This is a genomic window from Parabacteroides sp. MSK.9.14, from assembly GCF_019041495.1.
GTDB classification, from domain to species: domain Bacteria; phylum Bacteroidota; class Bacteroidia; order Bacteroidales; family Tannerellaceae; genus Parabacteroides; species Parabacteroides merdae.
This window is the reverse complement of sequence record NZ_JAHPXO010000002.1, coordinates 185,316-203,787: the sequence shown is the minus strand read 5'-3', so window position 1 is coordinate 203,787 and position 18,472 is coordinate 185,316. Positions and strand designations below refer to the sequence as shown.

Sequence of the window (18,472 nt, the reverse complement as noted above, 5' to 3'; positions counted from 1 at the left end):
ATTAAGTTTAGAACTTCTTTTTAATCATTTCGACTTCATTTGTCATATCAAAGTAAGGGAATTTCTCGTTAAGTCGTTCCATCTTTAACAAAGTTTGCGAGATGAATCGTTTATAGGCTTCGCTTTCCGGTTGAAACGGCTTGTGGTTAATGGCCTTTTGGATATCCTTCCATTCTTTAAGAATTGACAGCGAATCAGGTGAAAGCATGCTGCCTGTGAACCGTTCCCAGATATATTCGATCGCCGTGGTGGATGGATGCAGCATATCGTCGGCATAGAAACGGTACTCCCTCAATTCGTCCATCATGATTTCGTAAGCTGGGAAATAGGCGGTGTGTTCCGGGAATTCCTTTTGCAGAGCGTCGATGGCAAGCAGGAGGGTAGCTTTGCTGAGCTGGTTACCGTGTGCTCCGTCTTTCCAATGGCGGATCGGACTGACGGTGAAAAGTATCTTCAGCTCTGGATTCTGTTTCCAAAGCGATAGAAGCAGACTTTTCCATTCCGCTACGATTTCTCCTACGGTAAGTAACTGTCGGTCGAACATCTTTTCTGGCAGCCTATGGCAATTGGATACGACCTTTCCCGAACTTTTCAGCTTGTAGACCCATGCCGTGCCGAAAGTAAGGATCATCCGTTGGGCTTTCAGTATCGTGTCAGCGGAACTGAACAGTCGCCTATTGATGTTGGCTAAGCATTCCGTTTCCGAAGGTGAGGAAAAACGGCTGTGATGGCTGAAGCTATGATAAATCCCTTCATGCTGAAAAAGATCATCTCCTGTGAACTGTTCCGGCTGAAGTAACATGCGAATCGCTTCGGCTATGGACGAAGGATTATAAAGCGTACCGAATGGGTTCAAATCGGTCTTGAACTTGTTTCCCTCCAATTTTTTTCCTATGTTCTCGGCAAAGCAGGAACCAAGCAGAACCGTTTGCACCGTATAGGAAAATGTAAATGGGGTTTTGGGGATTGTGATGTGGGTGTAAAATTCCATATTGTATTTAATTGCCATATATTTATTCGTTTTTCAATCACTTCCTTTACAAGTTTATGCAACTTTTTTCAAATAGGTAAATTTTATCTCCTTTTCGAATTGGATATTTATCTGTGAGCATAAGCTGTCATTGTTTCGGACTTCGACACTTTTGGTTTAAACACATATAATCGCAAATTTGGCTTTTTACAGGTGGAAAGAAATAAAAAATGACAATTGACAACTAAAAGGCAGGCCTTTGATTGTCAATTGTCATTTTTTTGATCATTATGAGATGCCTGATTAATTGGCGATTATCAGTTAATTAAACTCTTTCCCATATTTCATCTGTGCATCGGCAACGAATTGTTTGATGCGTTGTTCGTCCTCTTTCTTGCAGATCAGGAGAACATTGCCGGATTCGGCCACGATGCAATCATTGATGCCCTGTATGACGGTGAGGCGTTTCGGATTGTCGAGGGCAACGATATTGCCGTTGCTTTCGTACATTATCGCTTCACTTTTTAGGAGCGCATTGTTTTGTTCGTCTTTCTTCGCCAGGTCAAACAGCGATCCCCATGTCCCGAGGTCGGCCCAGCCGAAGTCAACACAAAGCATATATACGTTGTCCGCTTTTTCCATGATCCCGTAGTCGATGGAGATATTCAGGCAGTAAGGGAAGTTCTCGGCGATGAAATCTCGTTCTTCCGCTGTGTTGAACTTTTCTTTGCCCAAATCGAAACGGAGGGAGATATCGGGGAGAAATTTGGAGAATGCTTCTAAAATGGTGTTGACGTTCCAGACGAAAAGACCGGAATTCCAGAAAAACTCGCCGCTCTCCATGAATACTTTTGCCAGTTCCAAATCCGGCTTTTCAGTAAAAGTCTTCACTTTCGTGAATTCGCCCAGCATGATATCGCTGCTTTGGATATATCCGTAGCCTGTTTCAGGACGGCTCGGTTTAATGCCTAACGTAACTAGTGCATTGTTGTCTTTTACGAAGTCGAGGCTTTTCTGCACATCTTTCAGGAAAATGTCCTCTTTCAGAATCAGATGATCGGAAGGTGCGACAACAATATTTGCATTCGGGTTGCAAGCTTTGATATGATATGCCGCATAAGCGATGCAAGGAGCTGTATTACGACGTGCCGGTTCCAATAATATCTGCGATTTTCCCAACTCTGGCAGTTGCTCTTTTACAAGTGAAGCGTATTGCTCATTTGTTACAATATAGATATTTTCGATCGGAATAATCTTGGAGAAACGATCGAATGTCATCTGTAGTAGCGACCGGCCTGTACCGAAAAAGTCAAGAAACTGTTTAGGGTAACTTTCTCTGCTGAAAGGCCAGAAACGGCTTCCGATCCCACCGCCCATGATAACGCAATAATTATCTTTCATGATGATCCAGGTTGTTTTTTTAGTTATACTCTTACAAAGTTAACGAAATATTCCGGGATTTCGTTTATCCATAAATCCTAAGAAGATATAAAATGAAAAAAAAGAGGAAAATGTTTGCAGGTTTAAAAATAATGTCTACCTTTGCAACGCAAATGAGAAACAAACTTACTCAAAGCAAATGCCCAGATGGCGGAATTGGTAGACGCGTTGGTCTCAAACACCAATGGATTCACTTCCATCCCGGTTCGATCCCGGGTCTGGGTACCAATAAACCCTGATAATCGACTGATTATCAGGGTTTTTCCTTTCTGTAAGGCGTACTAAATGTGTACTGAGCGACAAAAACAAGAATAGAGTGTACTTTTGTGGTTTTCATCCTTTCATCTTTATGATTTCTTAACTCTTATGCATTCTTTTCTGTCTTATTATTGCTGATGTTTTCTCGGAAAATGCGATTTCCACCTTATATTTGTATCTGAGAACAAAATTATATAAGGTACAGTTATGGAAAATCATATAGAAACCAATTTTAGAGAGATACAGAAGATATTAGATAGTGTTGCGTATCGCATGGCTATAAAACTAAAGTAGATGCACTATTTTTAAAGCGTGAATATCTGACACAGGCTCAGCTAAAGGATTATTTGCGGCAGGAAATTTTCCGTGTTACCGAAAATATAGTAGCCATTCAGCAAAAATACCGTGTCGTGCGTGATATTGTACAGGATATGGATGTTCCCGATTTTTTGTGGGAAAGCGGTTATTTTGAGGACTTAAACTCTAATGAGAGGAAAAAGTACATTGTTTTCCGCTGTTCTGATTTTGATATGGACGCATATTTGCATGAACCGTCTTGCTATGATGAACGACTTCCCTATTTTTCCATCATTGTTAGCCTTGTGGTACTTTCCAAGTATTTGTACTTTCTGCAAGAACAGGAAAGCAAATACTATACAGATTCTATTGTCTCCCAAGAACAAGTCTTGCCAAAAGAAAAAGATGAAAGTGTAGAAACCACTCCAGCCAAGATTGTGGGTAAAAGCAATCCCTTCAAATCCACTTTGAAAGCCAATGAAATCAAACTTCTGACTGAATGTGTGAACGAAGCGAATATGTTTACTACTACTGTCAGCACCAAAATACTTACCGATTTTTTCAACTGTAAGTTGGACGGTGTATTGAAAGTTAATAATACCCGTCTGTTGGCTTACCTAATGATGCAACTCAGCTGTTATAACTACATCGTTTATGAGTGGCAGTCAGTTATAGCAAACAACAAGTTGATATTGAAGAAGATAAAAGGAGAACCGCTTACACGCACTGACTTGTCGAGTGCGACAGACCAGGCGAAGAACATCTATCCGAAAGGATATGAAATTATAGACAAATACATCAAACAACTGCAAAAAGGTTGAGCATAGATTGAACGCTCAAACAAAGGTCAATTAGACTTCATTTTCAACCTCTTAACTTTGCTCCCGTTAACACAAAAGACGAGGGTGCGCACCTTCATATTGTTTCACCTAAAATCCCAAACGATATGGAAAAAGACTTGGAGTTAAGAGTTTCCGAACTCGAAAAGATGTTGTTCCTTTCAAAGAACGTGCTTAGCTTCGATGAAGCGAGCAGGTTCTTGAACCTTTCTAAAAGTTACCTGTACAAGCTGACTTCGGGTAACTTGATACCCCATTACAAGCCGCAGGGCAAAATGCTTTATTTTGAAAAGGCTGAGCTGGAAGCATGGTTGCGTCAGAACCCGGTGAAGACGCAGGCGCAGATAGAGCAGGAAGCGCAGAAGTATATCCTTAACCGTCCTCTAAAGAAATAATGGCTATGGAAAACAAGACGAAAGAGGAAATCGGACAAGGTACAGCCATGACGAAAGAAGATTTTGCAGCCCTTTGGAAAACCATTCGTCTAAAGGTGACGGACACTTATGAAGTACCGCCCGAAATTCTTTGGGTGAACGGTTCTACTATCGGCACGTTGGGCAATTTCAGTGCATCCACAGGCAAAGCCAAGAGCAAAAAGACATTCAACATTTCCGCCATTGTTGCGGCAGCATTGAAGAATGACGAGGTTTTGAAGTATTCGGCATATCTGCCACCGAACAAGCGCAAAATTCTCTATGTTGATACCGAGCAGAGCAAGTACCATTGCCATAAGGTCATGGAACGTATTTTGCGCCTTGCCGGACTGCCGACCGATAAAGATGTGGACGATTTTGTTTTCATTGTGTTAAGGGAGCAGACCCCCGACAAACGTAAGCAGATAATTGGCTATATGTTAGAGAATATGCCCGATGTGGGGTTGCTCATCATTGACGGAATCCGTGATTTGATGTACGACATCAACAGTCCGAGCGAATCGACCGACCTAATCAACCTTTTGATGCGCTGGTCAAGTGGGTATAATCTGCATATCCATACCGTACTGCATTTGAACAAGGGGGATGATAACACAAGAGGACATATCGGTACAGAGCTGAACAACAAAGCTGAAACCGTCCTGCAAATCACGAAAAGCACGCAGGACGGCAATATAAGCGAAGTAAAGGCGATGCATATACGTGACCGGGAGTTTGACCCGTTCGCATTTCGCATCAATGACAACGCTTTGCCCGAAGTCATGGACGGTTATGTATTCCAGCAACCCAAACAAGACAGGAACTTTCCGCTTACAGAGCTGACGGAACAGCAGCACCGGGAAGCATTGGAGAACGGTTTTGGCAAGCAGGTTGTACAAGGCTATTCCAATGTGATAGCGGCATTGAAACAAGGTTACGCAAGTATAGGTTATGAGCGTGGACGCAATGTCCTTGTGTCGCTTAACAAGTTCCTTGTGAACAAGCGCATGATTGTGAAAGAGGGTAAGGGCTATCGCTACAATCCCGATTTTCATTATTAAAAGTCGGTTTGGTTTAGTCCGGGTGTATATATAAGCGGAACGGACTGTCTGTTTCCCGGTATCGACAGCAGGCAGGTTTAGTATGGTACGGGTATATATATGACGGACTAAACAGGACTGGCGCACTTTTCAACGATTTTTTAATCCCCAAAAAGAAAATATTATGAACATCGAAGATGTGAAACAAATACCCATCGCAGATTATCTGCATAGTTTAGGTTATTCGCCCGTCAAGCGGCAGGGTAACGGTTTATGGTATAAATCACCATTGAGAGAGGAACACGAAGCGTCCTTTAAGGTGAATACAGACCGCAACCTTTGGTATGACTTTGGCGCAGGAAAAGGCGGCAACATCATTGCCCTGGCAAAGGAACTTTACTTTTCCGACAGTCTGCCCTACCTTTTAAAGAGGATAGAAGAGCAGACCCCGAATGTTCGCCCAGTCAGTTTTTCTTTTCCCCAGTGTAGGACAGAACCAAGTTTCCAACATTTGGAAGTCCGGGACTTAACTCATCCGGCATTGCTCCGTTATTTGCAGGGACGGGGTATCAATATTGAGCTGGCAAAAAGAGAATGTAAGGAACTTCATTTTACCAATAACGGGAAGCCATTCTTTGCTATCGGGTTCCCGAACATGGCAGGAGGTTACGAGGTTCGCAATTCCTTTTTCAAAGGCTGTATTGCCCCGAAAGACATCACCCATATACGGCAGCAGGGAGAGCCGAGAGAGAAGTGTCTGGTATTCGAGGGATTCATGGACTACCTCTCTTTCCTTACGCTCCGCATGAAGAACTGTCCGACCATGCCTGACCTTGACAGGCAGGACTATGTTATTCTTAACTCGACTGTCAATGTGCCGAAAGCCATTGATGTGCTATACCCGTATGAACGCATCCACTGTATGCTTGACAATGACGAGGCGGGGTATAAGGCGACACGGGCTATCGAATTAGAATACTCCTACCGTGTGCGTGACTTCTCGCACAATTACAGAGGGTATTCGGACTTGAACGATTACTTGTGCGGCAGGAAGCAGGAACAGAAAAACGCAGCCAGCCAAGTACAGGAAACGAAGCAGAAAACCGGACAATGTGCCGTCCAAAAACAAAAGAGAGGTAGGGGCATTTAATCCGGCAGGATTGCCAGCGGCTGGCGGTTTCATAGGGAGAGCAAGGTTATGTTTCGGTAGACCGAAACCACCTTGCTTTGCTCACCGCAAAGGAAACCGCTCCCGTTGGTCGCAATTTCTAAGATACCATCAAAAAGTAAAAAGACATGAAAAGGATACAGGATAAGCCGGGCGGTCGTCCGGCAAAGAAACGGACGGAAAAGCAGAAAAAGGTAGTCAGTACGAAGCTGACCGAGTTGCAGTATTACGCCATCAGGAAGCGAGCCGGGGAAGCCGGGGTGCGCATCAGTGAATATGTCCGGCAAGCAGTTATTTCGGCAGAGGTCATACCCCGGCTGAACAGGCAGGATGCAGATGCTATCCGCAAGCTGGTAGGGGAAGCCAACAACATCAACCAGCTGGCGCATAGGGCAAATGCCGGAGGTTTCGCATTGGTGGCGGTGGAATTGGTGAAACTCAAAGATAGGATTGTTGAAATCATAAACCATTTGTCGGATGATTGGAAAAATAAAAAAAGGAAGCGGTTTTAAGGGCTGTGTGAACTATGTGCTTGGTAAGGAGCAGGCGGTTTTGCTTCATGCGGATGGGGTTCTGACCGAGAGCCGGAGCGATATAATCCGCAGTTTCTGTATGCAGACCGGGATGAATCCCGACTTGAAAAAGCCGGTTGGACATATTGCACTAAGCTATTCGGCAGTGGACGCACCCAAATTGACAGACGAGAAGGTGGTACAGCTTGCACAGGAGTATATGCGTGAAATGAAAATCACCGATACGCAGTACATCATCGTGCGCCATCAAGACCGGGAGCATCCACACGTGCATATCGTGTTCAACCGTATAGACAACAACGGCAAGACTATTTCGGACAGGAACGATATGTACCGTAACGAACAGGTATGCAAGAAGCTGAAAGCCAAACATGGGCTTTATTTCGCCAAGGGGAAAGAGCAGGTGAAACAGCACCGATTGAAAGAGCCGGACAAGTCGAAATACGAGATTTACACGGCTGTAAAAAATGAAATCGGCAAATCCCGCAACTGGCAGCAGTTGCAGCACAGGTTAGCGGAAAAGGGTATCACTATCCAGTTCAAACGAAAGGGACAGACCGATGAAATACAGGGCATATCCTTTTCCAAAGGAGAATACACGTTCAAAGGCTCGGAGATAGACCGCAGTTTCAGTTTTTCCAAACTGGATAGATATTTCGGAGATACAGGTTTGAATGTTGCCGAAAGTCAACGGCAAACAGCTTTCGCACCCATTCGGGAACAAATACCCACACGGAGTAACGCAGAAAGTCCGTTTATAAGCGGTTCGCTCGGTCTGTTTTCTGCAGCACCGTCTCCGGTGGATGAAGAGCCGAACTTGAATTTGAGAAAGAAGAAGAAAAAGAAAAAACAACTTAAATTGTAAAGACATGGAAGACAACTTGATTTTAGAGGGGCTTCTCTCTATGGTTACGGAAATGAAAGAGAAGCTGGAAGCGCAGGTAACGCCAGCCAGCCGGGAGGAAACTCTCGAACGGTTTGGAGCGATTGAACAGGCATTGTCAAGACTGCACAGTAACCCAGCTGTTCCTATGGAGAAGTTGCAGACTATCCAAAGTCAGCTTGACGATGTACGGAAAAGGATGCAAGGTCAGCAGCAGCATATCGAGGACACCAAGAGAATATCATTGGAAATCTATCGTAATTTTAAAATAATGGTTGATACCTTAAATTCCTACAAGACGGATAAAGAGGAAGTTGCCCCCTTGCCGTTCTATCAACGGATTTACAACAAGGTTACTTCTTGGATTCGTCCGGGATTGTTTATTTTTTCGGCAGTGCTGGTTCTCTGTTCCGCTTCCATATGGTTAAATATCCGTTTGGCTACACAGATGCAGCAGTTACAGGACAATGATATGAAATACCGTTATTTGCTGATGCAGGGTTGGGCAAACGGAGAAGTCCTTGATATACTGGAAACCAAATTCAACTGGCAGAGGGATAATGATTTCATTCAAATTCTGACCGATTCTGTGATAGATTTTGAATATCGCAGCAAGAAACAGGCGGAAGCATTGGAACGTGCAAGGCTGTTGAACGAGCAAGCCGAACAGCTAAAGAAAGAAGCCGATAAGTTGGGTAAACCATAAACGAAGTAAAGCTGGAGTGATGAAATGAAAACTTTCTTACTCCGGCTATTTCGTTTTTGATATGTAATTTTGTGCTTAGCTTACTAATCAACAATTTCAAAACGCACCAGCATGGAATAGTCCTTTTTAATGGTACGGAAATTGTCGAATGAGGCAACATTCGATGATAGGACATTGCTTTGCGCTATCGGAAAAGCATTACCGCTATCTTTTTCCACAATGCGTATGACATTGCCTAATCTTTTACCCAAGGCTTCAACCAAATAAGTAGCTTTTCGCTGTGCAGCTTTTAGTGCTTCTATCTTTCCTTTTTGGTGATATACCAACATATCTTTATTTTCCAATTCACCGATGCGCATCGTATTAATGCCTTTCGTATCTATGTGCTTGATTATTTCATCTATCTGTTTGAAATCAGTCAGTGTAATATCAAATTGCTTGGATATTAAAAAATCCTGTCCTTGCTTTCGCCAATAATCGCCAATCTCTTGTGTACGGATTACATCTTGCGTAATACCTACTTCGGAAAGTTTCTTTCGCAATCCTTGTTCTATTTGTGACAATGGCACTTTGGTGTGATACTCTTCGGGCTTAGACTTTCCATCAAATTCTTCCTCGAAGTATTCACGAATTTCAATGATGTAGTGAATTTTGTCCGGCATGATTTCTATTTCCGATGTACCTGTCACTTCAATGTAGTGTTCATTAACTTCTTGCGCTTGCGCAGTTAGAACCATAAAGAAGACAATAGCGGATAAAAATAGTTTTGTTTTCATGATGGTTAGGTATTTATTTGTTTTTAATCAGTTAAACGCCTGTTTTTCTTATCTATATAAAACCAAGTTTCGCTTTCCCAATAATGTTTTTCTCCGTCTGATTCAGGAACTACCTTTCGTTCACCTTTTAAAGTTGCTTTGGTTTTTCCTCCTTTAAATGGGTAGGCAAACTTAAATTGAGGTTCAATTATTACATTACCCAATGAATCGGCAAAACCTACCAATCCATCCTCGTTCATTATACGGAAAAGCCCTTCTTGTATGTAGTCGGGACCATTATCATATTTGAATACATAGAAAAGTTCTTTGCCCGCATCATTGATGCAGATTATTCGAGCGTCCTTTGGCTTGTTCTCATAAGCAAAACCTATTTTTTTGATAGTATCTGTTTGACAGTATCTGTACTTGCCGTATGGCACAATGGTATCGCCCCGTTCATTCAGATAACAGACCGGAACACCCACCTCCAAATAAGGCTCTGTGGTATGGGCAGTCAGTGTGGCGTCATATCGCATCAGAATTGGAGTGTCACAAGAACTGTAGCCGATTATCAAAACATCAGTATGAGGGTTGATAGGAGTTGTCGGTCTATCCAATTTAAATTGAAAAACAAGAGTGTCCTTTGGGGCTGGTAAAGTTATAGAAATACCCGTTACAGCATTGAATGCATTTAGTGCAGCTCTTTTGAATTTTCGGTTGTTACACGAAATAACTTGGGGGTTGGTAATATATCCGTTACCATCTAATTTATATGTAACATAGACCATTCCTTCTCGATTCTTTTTCTGTAATTTAGGTGGATACTTACATGATTTGCTTAGAGTTTTGATAAGCCAATTATAGTTATTAACTTCATTTTTTGTTGGACTATCATTCTTGAATAAAACAGGTACAGTCCAAACAGAGTGCCGATATTCACCTTTACCATGAAAATTGATGGTAGGAGTCCACCGTGGCATACCTTTTATGATTTGCAATACTTGGTTGTCCCATTCTTGTATGCCACAACCTCGTAAGGTCTCTACCTTTATTATTTCTCCGTAAGAATCAATGCGTATCGTATAAATCCCTTTGATTTCTTTTTTACCGTTTAATAGATTGGAATCGTATGTTAGGCGTTCATTAATGTAGTCGGTAATTGCATACGGATTTGCTTTTTCAAAATAAGACACAGCTTCCCATTCCACAAAACTTTGTTTCAATTCTTCTTCCCTAACGCTGTCCGCCTTTACCTTATCCCTATAATGTTGGGGCAGGAAAGGGACATATACCGTATAAAGACACTCCATTCGTTTGCCGTTTTTGTTCCTGCAAGGCAGGCAGTGTGGAAGTTCTTTGGTCAGTCTGATGACCTCTTTGTCAAAATCTTCATGGATGGTCGTCAAAATGGTATTCCAGCGTGGTAGCCCTAATGTGTCAAGAGCAAACATCACTACGGAATAACCTGCCACATTCTTTTTTAGCAACTCTTCTGGGTATTTCATTTGGGAAACATAGTATTTTGTCAAATCGTAATCCCATACCGCCCATCGGGGAGGTTCTATCGTGGATAAATCTTTAATTGGTTCTCCGGTTATTTTAGCAACACCTTTATTCCAAATATCCTCTTTACGCCAAATACTATCCAAGCGTTCTTCGTTCTGCCTTTGTCCTTGAACACTGTTATCTGTTGTACATCTGACAGGTGTAACTCCGATTGTCAAACTTTCCGGCAGATATTGGAGAACCAACGTACTATCTGTCAGTTCTTGAATAATGTAATTCTTTTGAAAAGATTTTATTGTATCTCCATGCAAAGAGTAAGAATCGCATATTTCAGTTTGTTTTTCATCATATAGAAAGGTCTGTTTCCATCCAGCGCTGCGGAATTCCATTTCCATAGCATAGTGTTTGTCTTTGGGAAGTTGCACTTTCCATATTTTATTCTCTAATAAAGCAGACATATCTGCCGAATTCTTGTCTTGGGCTAAAAGTGGGCTGACAAGATTGAGAGAAAATATAAATAATATGGATAGAAAATATTTCATTCAACCAATTATATAAACAACATCCAAATATAATGTAAATGAGTAATAGAATAGCGTATTAAATAATTTATTTCTTCCTGTATTTGAATAAATTAACTTTTAATACTCAAGTAAAAATCAGTACATTTACAAGTTTAGTTCATACCTTTGTTTATATATCCAAAACGGACAAAACCTATTTTTTGTCGGCAGATTATATGTTGCTGGCGAAAAGAAAAACAGTATTCTTCTTTTCGCCAGTGTTACTTTTTATGATAGGTTAGTAATTTGAGGAAGCAATGAACTCCTTTATTTCTTCCTCGCTTGGAAGTTCTATCATGTACTTCTGTACGAAGATATTCGGGTCTAATCCGGCAGTGGCATACTTAACCAATGTATCTCCCTTTTCTGTGCAAAGCAGAGTTCCGATAGGCGGATTATCATCCGGCTGCATCACTTCCGCCTTGAAATAGTTTAGATACATATTGAGTTGTGAAGCATACTCATGGCGGAACTTGTCTATCTTCAATTCCACAATAACGTGGCACTTCAAGATGCGGTGATAGAACACAAGGTCGGCAAAGAAATAATCTTCGTCTATCAAAATACGTTTTTGTCGGGCTTCAAAGCAGAATCCATGCCCCATTTCCAGCAGGAAGTGTTGTAGGTTGTCAAGAATGGATTGCTCTAAGTCGTTTTCTGTTACTAAGGCTCGTTCATTCAATCCTAAGAACTCTAAAGTAACAGGGGTGTTGATAACATCTTTAGGTTGTAATAGGGTTGCTTGTTGCTAGACTAAAGCGGAGAGGGCTTCTTTGTTTTTGGAGAGTCCGCTACGTTCATAATACAAAGATGATATTTGCCGTTCCAGTTCTCTTGCAGACCAACAGCCACGTATTGCTTCCGTTTCATAGAAAGCACGCTTTGTCGGATTTTCGATTTTGGATATGAACTTTAAGTGAGAATAAGGTAATTTATTGAACAACCTTTCAGCAGGAATACTCCACTTATTATATTGTATTTCTGATGTTTGTAATTCGGCACACACTGAGTGCCGAATTGGTTCCGTGAATTCGGTGGACAGCGTGTGCCGAATTTCATTTCCTGCCATGATGTAGTGTAATACTTGTTCTTTCAGTTGTGGATAAACAAGGTACAGCCGCCTAAATTCACGGAATCTACGTTCATTCAGACCTTTTGTTTTCAGCCGTTGTTCCAGCTTTTTCAACAGTTGTTCACCGTATGCGGCACGGTCTTCTCCGCTCTGCTCAAATTCCACGATATAGCAACCCATGAGCCAGTTACGGGAAGTAAGGGCAAGGTTTACAGCGTGTGCGGCTTGTGCCTGCAACATTCATGGGGTACTTCTCTTTCAAGAAGTCTTTGAAACGGCTAAGCGCAATTTGCACCATGCGAATATCTTTCTTGGTATAGCTATTGATATAGGCTTGAAAGTAGTCCAAGAAATTAACAGCCCTGTCTTTCTTTAAGCGGTAACCCAACATGCTTTCTTTAAACTCCTGTTCACGCTCTGCACGTATGCGCATGGCGAGTTCCAATGTTTCCTTGTTTTGTTGCCGTTCCGCAGGGGTACGGGGCTTGTCTATCAGATAAAGGCTAAGGTTTTCTTTTCGCCTGTGATGCTTGATAGCGAACTTTGGCCTTCCTTGCATCTTACCACTTTCGTAATACACCTGATTACCGTTTTCATCCAATACGGGCTTTTCCTCTCTACCTAAATAATACTCTAAGTAAAGGCTTATTCTACCGTCTGAGAGCTTATTTTGCTCCAACTTGGGGTTCTCTTTCGTTTTATTTTCTAACTTTGCCATTGTTTAGAGGTTTTATCCCGATTTAGGTACCGTAACCGGGTAATTACACTAAATAGTTGATTTTCTTTTGTTTTCCGATATTGCAAAGGTGCAAAAGAAAATGATATTTCAAAGTGTACTAAAAGTGTACTGAATAACAGAAAACGGGCAAAATAGGGCAAAAATGGAGAAAACAGGAGATGTGCAAATGGTTGATAATGAGTAGAATAAACTCTTTTTGTTTTCCTGTGATTTCTATGGTTTGTATCAGGTCTGGGTACAAGAGATCCTGACAATATTGATTGTCAGGATTTTCTCTTTTATAGAGCGGACAAATCCTTTAATAGTTTGATAAAGCAATGAAAGCTTTTCTGGTTCCGTTTGCACGGCGGGCGGTTCTTAGCTTGGAATATAAACTTAGTAAGATGCTAATATTATGATGAAGAGTCAGAATTCGGCAATTGGCCGATCGCATGTTGTTTGGCTGGATGTGGTACGTTTTGTTGCCATGTTTACCGTGGTTTGTTGCCATAGTGCAGATCCGTTTAACTTTTATCCGGGTGAACCACCAGCTAATATCGATCAGATTAAGTTCTGGGGAGCAGCTTATGGATCGTTTCTCCGTCCTTGTGTCCCCCTGTTTGTGATGATTACGGGAGCCTTGCTGTTGCCATTGAAGGACGATACTTCCGTCTTTTATAAAAAAAGGATCAGCCGTGTCTTTTGGCCTTTCCTGATTTGGTCTGTGCTTTATAACCTGTTCCCTTGGATAACCGGACAGCTAGGCTTGTCACCGGAGGTGATCTTGGACTTTTTTCCCTATTCGGGCGAAGAAGTGGCTCGTCAGTCATTGGATGTTTCCTTGAGATATATTGCGGAGATCCCATTGAATTTCTCGATTGTAGATGTGCATATGTGGTATATCTATCTATTGATCGGGTTATACTTGTACTTGCCTGTTTTCTCTGCCTGGGTGGAAAAAGCCTCTGAAAAGGCCAAGCTATGGTTTTTGCTGGCCTGGGGCGTGTCGACACTGTTGCCTTATTACTATCAGTTCGTTTCACCTTATGTATGGGGAGGCTGTTCCTGGAACTCCTTCAATATGTTGTATTATTTTGCCGGGTTCAACGGCTATCTGCTTTTAGGACATTACCTGCGCAATCACGACTGGAGTCTGAATAAAATCTTGTTGGTCGGGATCCCGATGTTTTTGATCGGCTATGTCGTAACTTTTTTCGGTTTCCGCTATGTAACCGCTCTGCCGGAATACAGCGAAGAATTGCTGGAACTTTTCTTTACCTATTGTTCTCTTAACGTCGTGATGATGACGGTCCCCGTTTTCCTATTGATGAAAAAGGTGGATGTGCGATCCGAAAAGATCAAGAGTTTGCTGGCAAACCTGACGACTTGTGGGTTCGGAATCTATATGGTGCATTATTTCTTTACCGGTCCGGGTGTCGTTCTGATGCGTGCCTTGCATGTACCGGTGGCTTTACAGATACCTGCCGCCGCGGTTGTCGCATTTGCCATTTCCTGGTTGATCGTAGCTTCCATTTATCGATTGATGGGGAAGAATGCCAGGTATGTAGTAGGGTAACTTTATACTGTAATAAAGTAAAGCTATTCAAGTCGATGTGCCTATGTGTCAGGAAGGATGTGTGGGTAATTTTTGAACAGCATCTTCTCAGATGGTCGTCGAATGCTTGGGGGGAGCTCAAAGTTAAGTCAGAAGAAAAAATGCTCGATTTTCTGGTTGACACTCCCTTATTATCCGTCTTAGCATTGGCTTGATGTCAATGATCGTATCCTGGCTAATGGGACGTTTTTGCCATAATGTGGCTCAAATACAAGCATATTAGGTTCTTGAAATGAAAAAATGCTGTACATTTGCAGGTATAGTCTAATAACAACGGGATAATGATGCTAAATGGCAAGTTGATAATCGACGAACTGCTGATAATTTTATTTGTTTTTACTCTTTCTCTTTTCCCTGTGGAGGCAAGGACGACAAGCGGCAATGGTCAGAAGGTTTTGGTCATTAGCTCTTATTCTCCGATCAAGGAAGAGGGAAACCATCTGATTGCGTCTTTCATAGATCAGATGCAGGTAGATTCGGAAGCGAAAATATTTGTTGAGTATATGGACTGCGAGGCTTCTCCCGTCTTTGAAACCTGGGTAGGATGGATGCGGCAGCTTTTTGCTGCCTATAAGGTAAAGCCGGATGTGGTCGTGCTGCTAGGCAATGAGGCTTGGTCTTCCTATCGGGTCACTTGTGTGGATAGCTGGCATGAGATTCCTGTCGTGTTGGGTTATGTGAAAGGAGCCTTCATTGATTATGAGAATAAAGACAAGAAGCTGTTTTCGGTTGCCGATATGATGCCGATGAAAGAGTCGTTCGGCGATTTCAGAATAACGGGATATTCCTATAAGGATTTTGTCATTGAGAACCTGTCGCTGATAAAACAACTTCAGCCACATATCCGCAAAGTGGCGTTTTGTTATGACAATCGTTATAATATGGCGTTTTTCGAGTCTTATATCAACGATCTTTTCGAGCAGATCGATTCGCTCGACCTTCGCTATATGGATGGCTGTAAGCTGTCTACTCCCCAACTACTCGATTCGATTGCCTGTATGGATGATTCCTATGCCATCTTATCGGCGGGATGGTATACCGATGCCCTTCAATATCCCCATGCACATTCGATGCTCCACAATGAGCTGGCACGTTATACGTCCAAGCCGGTTTATCAGGTTTTGGATCAGGGCACGTCGAACATGAATTACATTGGTGGCTATTTTATTTCCGGAGAGGATTTGGGTAAGGACTTGGCATTGCTGACTCATTGTGTTCTGACGAAAGGATTCGAAAATAGTCCGGCTTTTCAGTTCACTCCTTCACTTCCCAATTACTATATCAACTATCCGACGCTCGTAGCTTCAGGGATCGACCCCTCGTTGTTGCCTGAAAATACGGTGTTCTATAACGAAGAACCTTCATTATGGCAAGAACATCCGGTAGAAGTGATCCTGTTTGTCTGTTTGGTTATTTTGATGGTGGTTATTTTTATTGGTATCTTAAATTACAGGAAACGAAAGGAAGACGCTTACAAGACGGCAAATACCAAAATGATGGAACTCTTGAGTCGGATGCCGGACATGGCGACCATCTATGACTCCGATCTGAATATAGTGGATATCGTGAACCCTGATAATCACAATTGGAAAGATGTCGACACGAGATGCCAGATAGGGAAGAATCTGAAGGATCTTCATCTTGAATATCCGCAGGCTAAAGAGATGCTGGATGAAATTATCTTGCATGTGAAACGGACGGTCGAAACGGGTGAGGTGACTGTCTTTAATTGCAAGTACGGGAAAAAGGATCGGATCAAATATACAAAGGCACGTGTTGTGCCGTTTGAGAATAATTCGGTTATCTGCTTTACCCATGACGTGACTCCTTATGTTGTTGCCGAAAAGGAAATCCTGCGTTTGAAAACATTCCTGCAATCGATCATGGATAATCTGCCGGTAGGATTGTTTATCAAGGATGTGAGTAATGAGTACCGCTATCTGTTCTACAACAACAAAGTCTCCGAATTTTATAAAGAGGCCTTTGATTGTATGTTGGGGAAGAATGATTTTGAAGTGAACGATTTGAAAGCTTCTCTTTTCAGGGAAGAAGATAACCGGGTGTTACAAAGCGACAAGCCGATTTCTTTTAACCGGGTATTGTTTGATGAAGAAACCGGGTTACCTGTCCGTTGGGCTGTTACTACTAAGACGCGCTTGGAAGATAAAGAGGGAAACCTATATATTGTTGCTACAATGGTTGATACGACGGATATTCGTAGGAATGAACTCGAGCTTGATGATATACGCCGGGAATTGTCCGTTGCCCTTGATGCCGGTTCCCTGTCGGCTTGGTGCTATGATGTGCAGAAGGATACATTCACCTCTCTTTACCGGAAGACGCTTGCCAACGATGGTTTGAGCAATAAAGGTGCACTGGATTTATTGCATCCGGACGACAAAGAAAAATACAGTCGGTTTATGTCCCGCCTGTCCAGGGGAGTAGAAAACAAACTGAGGGAAGTGTTTCGCTTCCGGCGGGGTGAAGGCTATGATTGGTTCGAAACCTATGCAATCGGGTTGAAGTCGGAAAAGACTGGCGAAGTCGAACAGATTATCGGGACGGAAAGAAATATAACGGGTGAGATGAAGAGACGGCAGGAACTTGAAGAGAACAAACTACAGTTGGACTTCACTCTTGATGCTGCTCAGATTATTTCGTGGGAGTACAATCCGGATACTCGGATTTTCTACTCGCCGCGGTCTACCGTGTTCGAAGGAATGACAATTTCGTTGGATGAGTATCTTTCGTTCGTAGATCTCGAAGACCGTGATTTGCTTCGGAAAGGTTTGGAAGACCTTGCCTGTGGAAAGATCCATGTGATGGAGGTCCAGATCAGGACAATGGTCCCAGCACTGGGAGATCGCTGGTTCGAGATGCATGCCGTTCCCTATGGACGGAATGAAAATGGAAAGATACGTAAACTCATCGGGTTGAGGCGCGATATTACGGACTTGAAGATGACGAACGAACTGATCCGCCTGCGTAATAAGGCGGAGGAGGGCAATCGGTTGAAAAGCGCTTTCCTAGCCAATATGAGCCATGAGATACGAACGCCCCTGAACGCGATTGTCGGCTTCTCGAATCTGATTGCGATGGCGGAAGAGCCGGATGAGATCGGTGAATATGTCAAGATCATCGAGACGAATAATGAGCTTTTGCTCCAGTTGGTCAATGATATTCTCGACCTTTCGAAGATCGAAGCCGGGCAGATGGATTTCAATTATTCGGCAGTCGACTTGTCCGAGATATTCAATAACTTGCAGCAGGTCTATAAGTCGCGTGTGAAGGATGGTGTCGATTTGGTTTGCCATCTGCCGTCTGTCGCTTGTGTGATCCATTCGGAAAAGAATCGGCTGACACAGGTTCTCTCCAATTTCCTCAGTAATGCTTGCAAATACACTTCGGAGGGTTCTATTACGATGGGATATGAGAGGATAGGCGCTATCCTGCGCTTTTATGTGGCGGACACCGGCAAAGGACTTGCCGAGGAGAATATTCCGCATGTTTTTGAACGTTTTGCTAAATTTGACAGCTTTGTCCAGGGAACGGGGTTGGGGCTTTCCATCTGCGAGTCCATCATACAGTCTTTGGATGGCAAGATCGGTGTGGATTCGGAGTTGGGTAAAGGCTCGACTTTCTGGTTCACGATTCCCTACAATCCGGTAAATGAATAAGATGAGTATAAAACAAATA

12 protein-coding genes, 1 tRNA gene and 3 pseudogenes are annotated in these 18,472 nt (G+C 42.6%); 10 read left to right on the top strand and 6 right to left on the bottom strand.

Going from position 1 to position 18,472, the window contains the following annotated elements:
- Positions 1-7: 7 nt before the first annotated feature.
- Both KTG12_RS02035 and KTG12_RS02030 read right to left on the bottom strand, forming a co-directional pair.
- The gene (locus tag KTG12_RS02035) at positions 8-991 is read right to left on the bottom strand and encodes a GSCFA domain-containing protein (protein WP_036658198.1); all 984 of its coding nucleotides are present in this window, start codon (positions 989-991) and stop codon (positions 8-10) included.
- 300 nt (positions 992-1,291) lie between these two features.
- On the bottom strand, positions 1,292-2,371 hold the full coding sequence (locus KTG12_RS02030) for a mannose-1-phosphate guanylyltransferase (RefSeq protein WP_008146278.1): 1,080 nt from the start codon (positions 2,369-2,371) through the stop codon (positions 1,292-1,294).
- A 180-nt stretch (positions 2,372-2,551) separates the two neighbouring features.
- On the opposite strand from KTG12_RS02030, the gene KTG12_RS02025 reads away from it, so the two are divergent.
- The 8 genes and pseudogenes from KTG12_RS02025 to KTG12_RS01990 all read left to right on the top strand — a co-directional run bounded on the left by KTG12_RS02025 (position 2,552) and on the right by KTG12_RS01990 (position 8,547).
- A tRNA-Leu gene (locus tag KTG12_RS02025) sits at positions 2,552-2,638 on the top strand.
- A 237-nt stretch (positions 2,639-2,875) separates the two neighbouring features.
- Positions 2,876-3,786: pseudogene (locus KTG12_RS02020) on the top strand (hypothetical protein).
- Between the two features lie 125 nt (positions 3,787-3,911).
- Positions 3,912-4,199 carry a helix-turn-helix domain-containing protein gene (locus tag KTG12_RS02015; RefSeq protein ID WP_005633171.1) on the top strand — a complete coding sequence of 96 codons (288 nt, stop codon included), beginning with the start codon at positions 3,912-3,914 and terminating at the stop codon, positions 4,197-4,199.
- Complete coding sequence (locus KTG12_RS02010) at positions 4,199-5,278, top strand: AAA family ATPase (RefSeq protein ID WP_005633163.1); 1,080 nt, start codon at positions 4,199-4,201, stop codon at positions 5,276-5,278. The genes KTG12_RS02015 and KTG12_RS02010 overlap by 1 nt, the downstream gene beginning before the upstream one ends.
- A 163-nt stretch (positions 5,279-5,441) precedes the next feature.
- Complete coding sequence (locus KTG12_RS02005) at positions 5,442-6,407, top strand: toprim domain-containing protein (RefSeq protein ID WP_005633162.1); 966 nt, start codon at positions 5,442-5,444, stop codon at positions 6,405-6,407.
- A gap of 146 nt (positions 6,408-6,553) precedes the next feature.
- On the top strand, positions 6,554-6,937 hold the full coding sequence (locus KTG12_RS02000; RefSeq protein WP_005633161.1) for a MobC family plasmid mobilization relaxosome protein: 384 nt from the start codon (positions 6,554-6,556) through the stop codon (positions 6,935-6,937).
- Positions 6,903-7,823 (top strand): relaxase/mobilization nuclease domain-containing protein, encoded by a 921-nt coding sequence (locus KTG12_RS01995; RefSeq protein ID WP_046451755.1) that lies wholly within the window; start codon positions 6,903-6,905, stop codon positions 7,821-7,823. Before KTG12_RS02000 ends, KTG12_RS01995 begins: the two co-directional genes overlap by 35 nt.
- 4 nt (positions 7,824-7,827) lie before the next feature.
- On the top strand, positions 7,828-8,547 hold the full coding sequence (locus KTG12_RS01990) for a hypothetical protein (RefSeq protein ID WP_046451756.1): 720 nt from the start codon (positions 7,828-7,830) through the stop codon (positions 8,545-8,547).
- 83 nt (positions 8,548-8,630) lie between these two features.
- Here the strand turns inward: KTG12_RS01990 and KTG12_RS01985 are convergent, their stop codons facing one another.
- The 4 genes and pseudogenes from KTG12_RS01985 to KTG12_RS01970 form a co-directional block, all read right to left on the bottom strand.
- The gene (locus KTG12_RS01985; RefSeq protein ID WP_046451757.1) at positions 8,631-9,323 is read right to left on the bottom strand and encodes an SIMPL domain-containing protein; all 693 of its coding nucleotides are present in this window, start codon (positions 9,321-9,323) and stop codon (positions 8,631-8,633) included.
- A 23-nt stretch (positions 9,324-9,346) separates the two neighbouring features.
- Entirely contained in the window at positions 9,347-11,350 is a 2,004-nt protein-coding gene (locus KTG12_RS01980) for an energy transducer TonB (protein WP_046451758.1), read from the bottom strand.
- Between the two features lie 259 nt (positions 11,351-11,609).
- Positions 11,610-12,683, bottom strand: a pseudogene (locus KTG12_RS01975) (YhcG family protein).
- Positions 12,682-13,161: pseudogene (locus KTG12_RS01970) on the bottom strand (site-specific integrase); the annotation flags it as partial. The pseudogenes KTG12_RS01975 and KTG12_RS01970, both read right to left, overlap by 2 nt.
- A gap of 415 nt (positions 13,162-13,576) precedes the next feature.
- On the opposite strand from KTG12_RS01970, the gene KTG12_RS01965 reads away from it, so the two are divergent.
- Both KTG12_RS01965 and KTG12_RS01960 read left to right on the top strand, forming a co-directional pair.
- The gene (locus KTG12_RS01965) at positions 13,577-14,737 is read left to right on the top strand and encodes an acyltransferase (protein ID WP_022322050.1); all 1,161 of its coding nucleotides are present in this window, start codon (positions 13,577-13,579) and stop codon (positions 14,735-14,737) included.
- Between the two features lie 320 nt (positions 14,738-15,057).
- The gene (locus tag KTG12_RS01960) at positions 15,058-18,453 is read left to right on the top strand and encodes a PAS domain-containing sensor histidine kinase (protein WP_138273196.1); all 3,396 of its coding nucleotides are present in this window, start codon (positions 15,058-15,060) and stop codon (positions 18,451-18,453) included.
- The last annotated feature ends 19 nt before the right edge of the window (positions 18,454-18,472 follow it).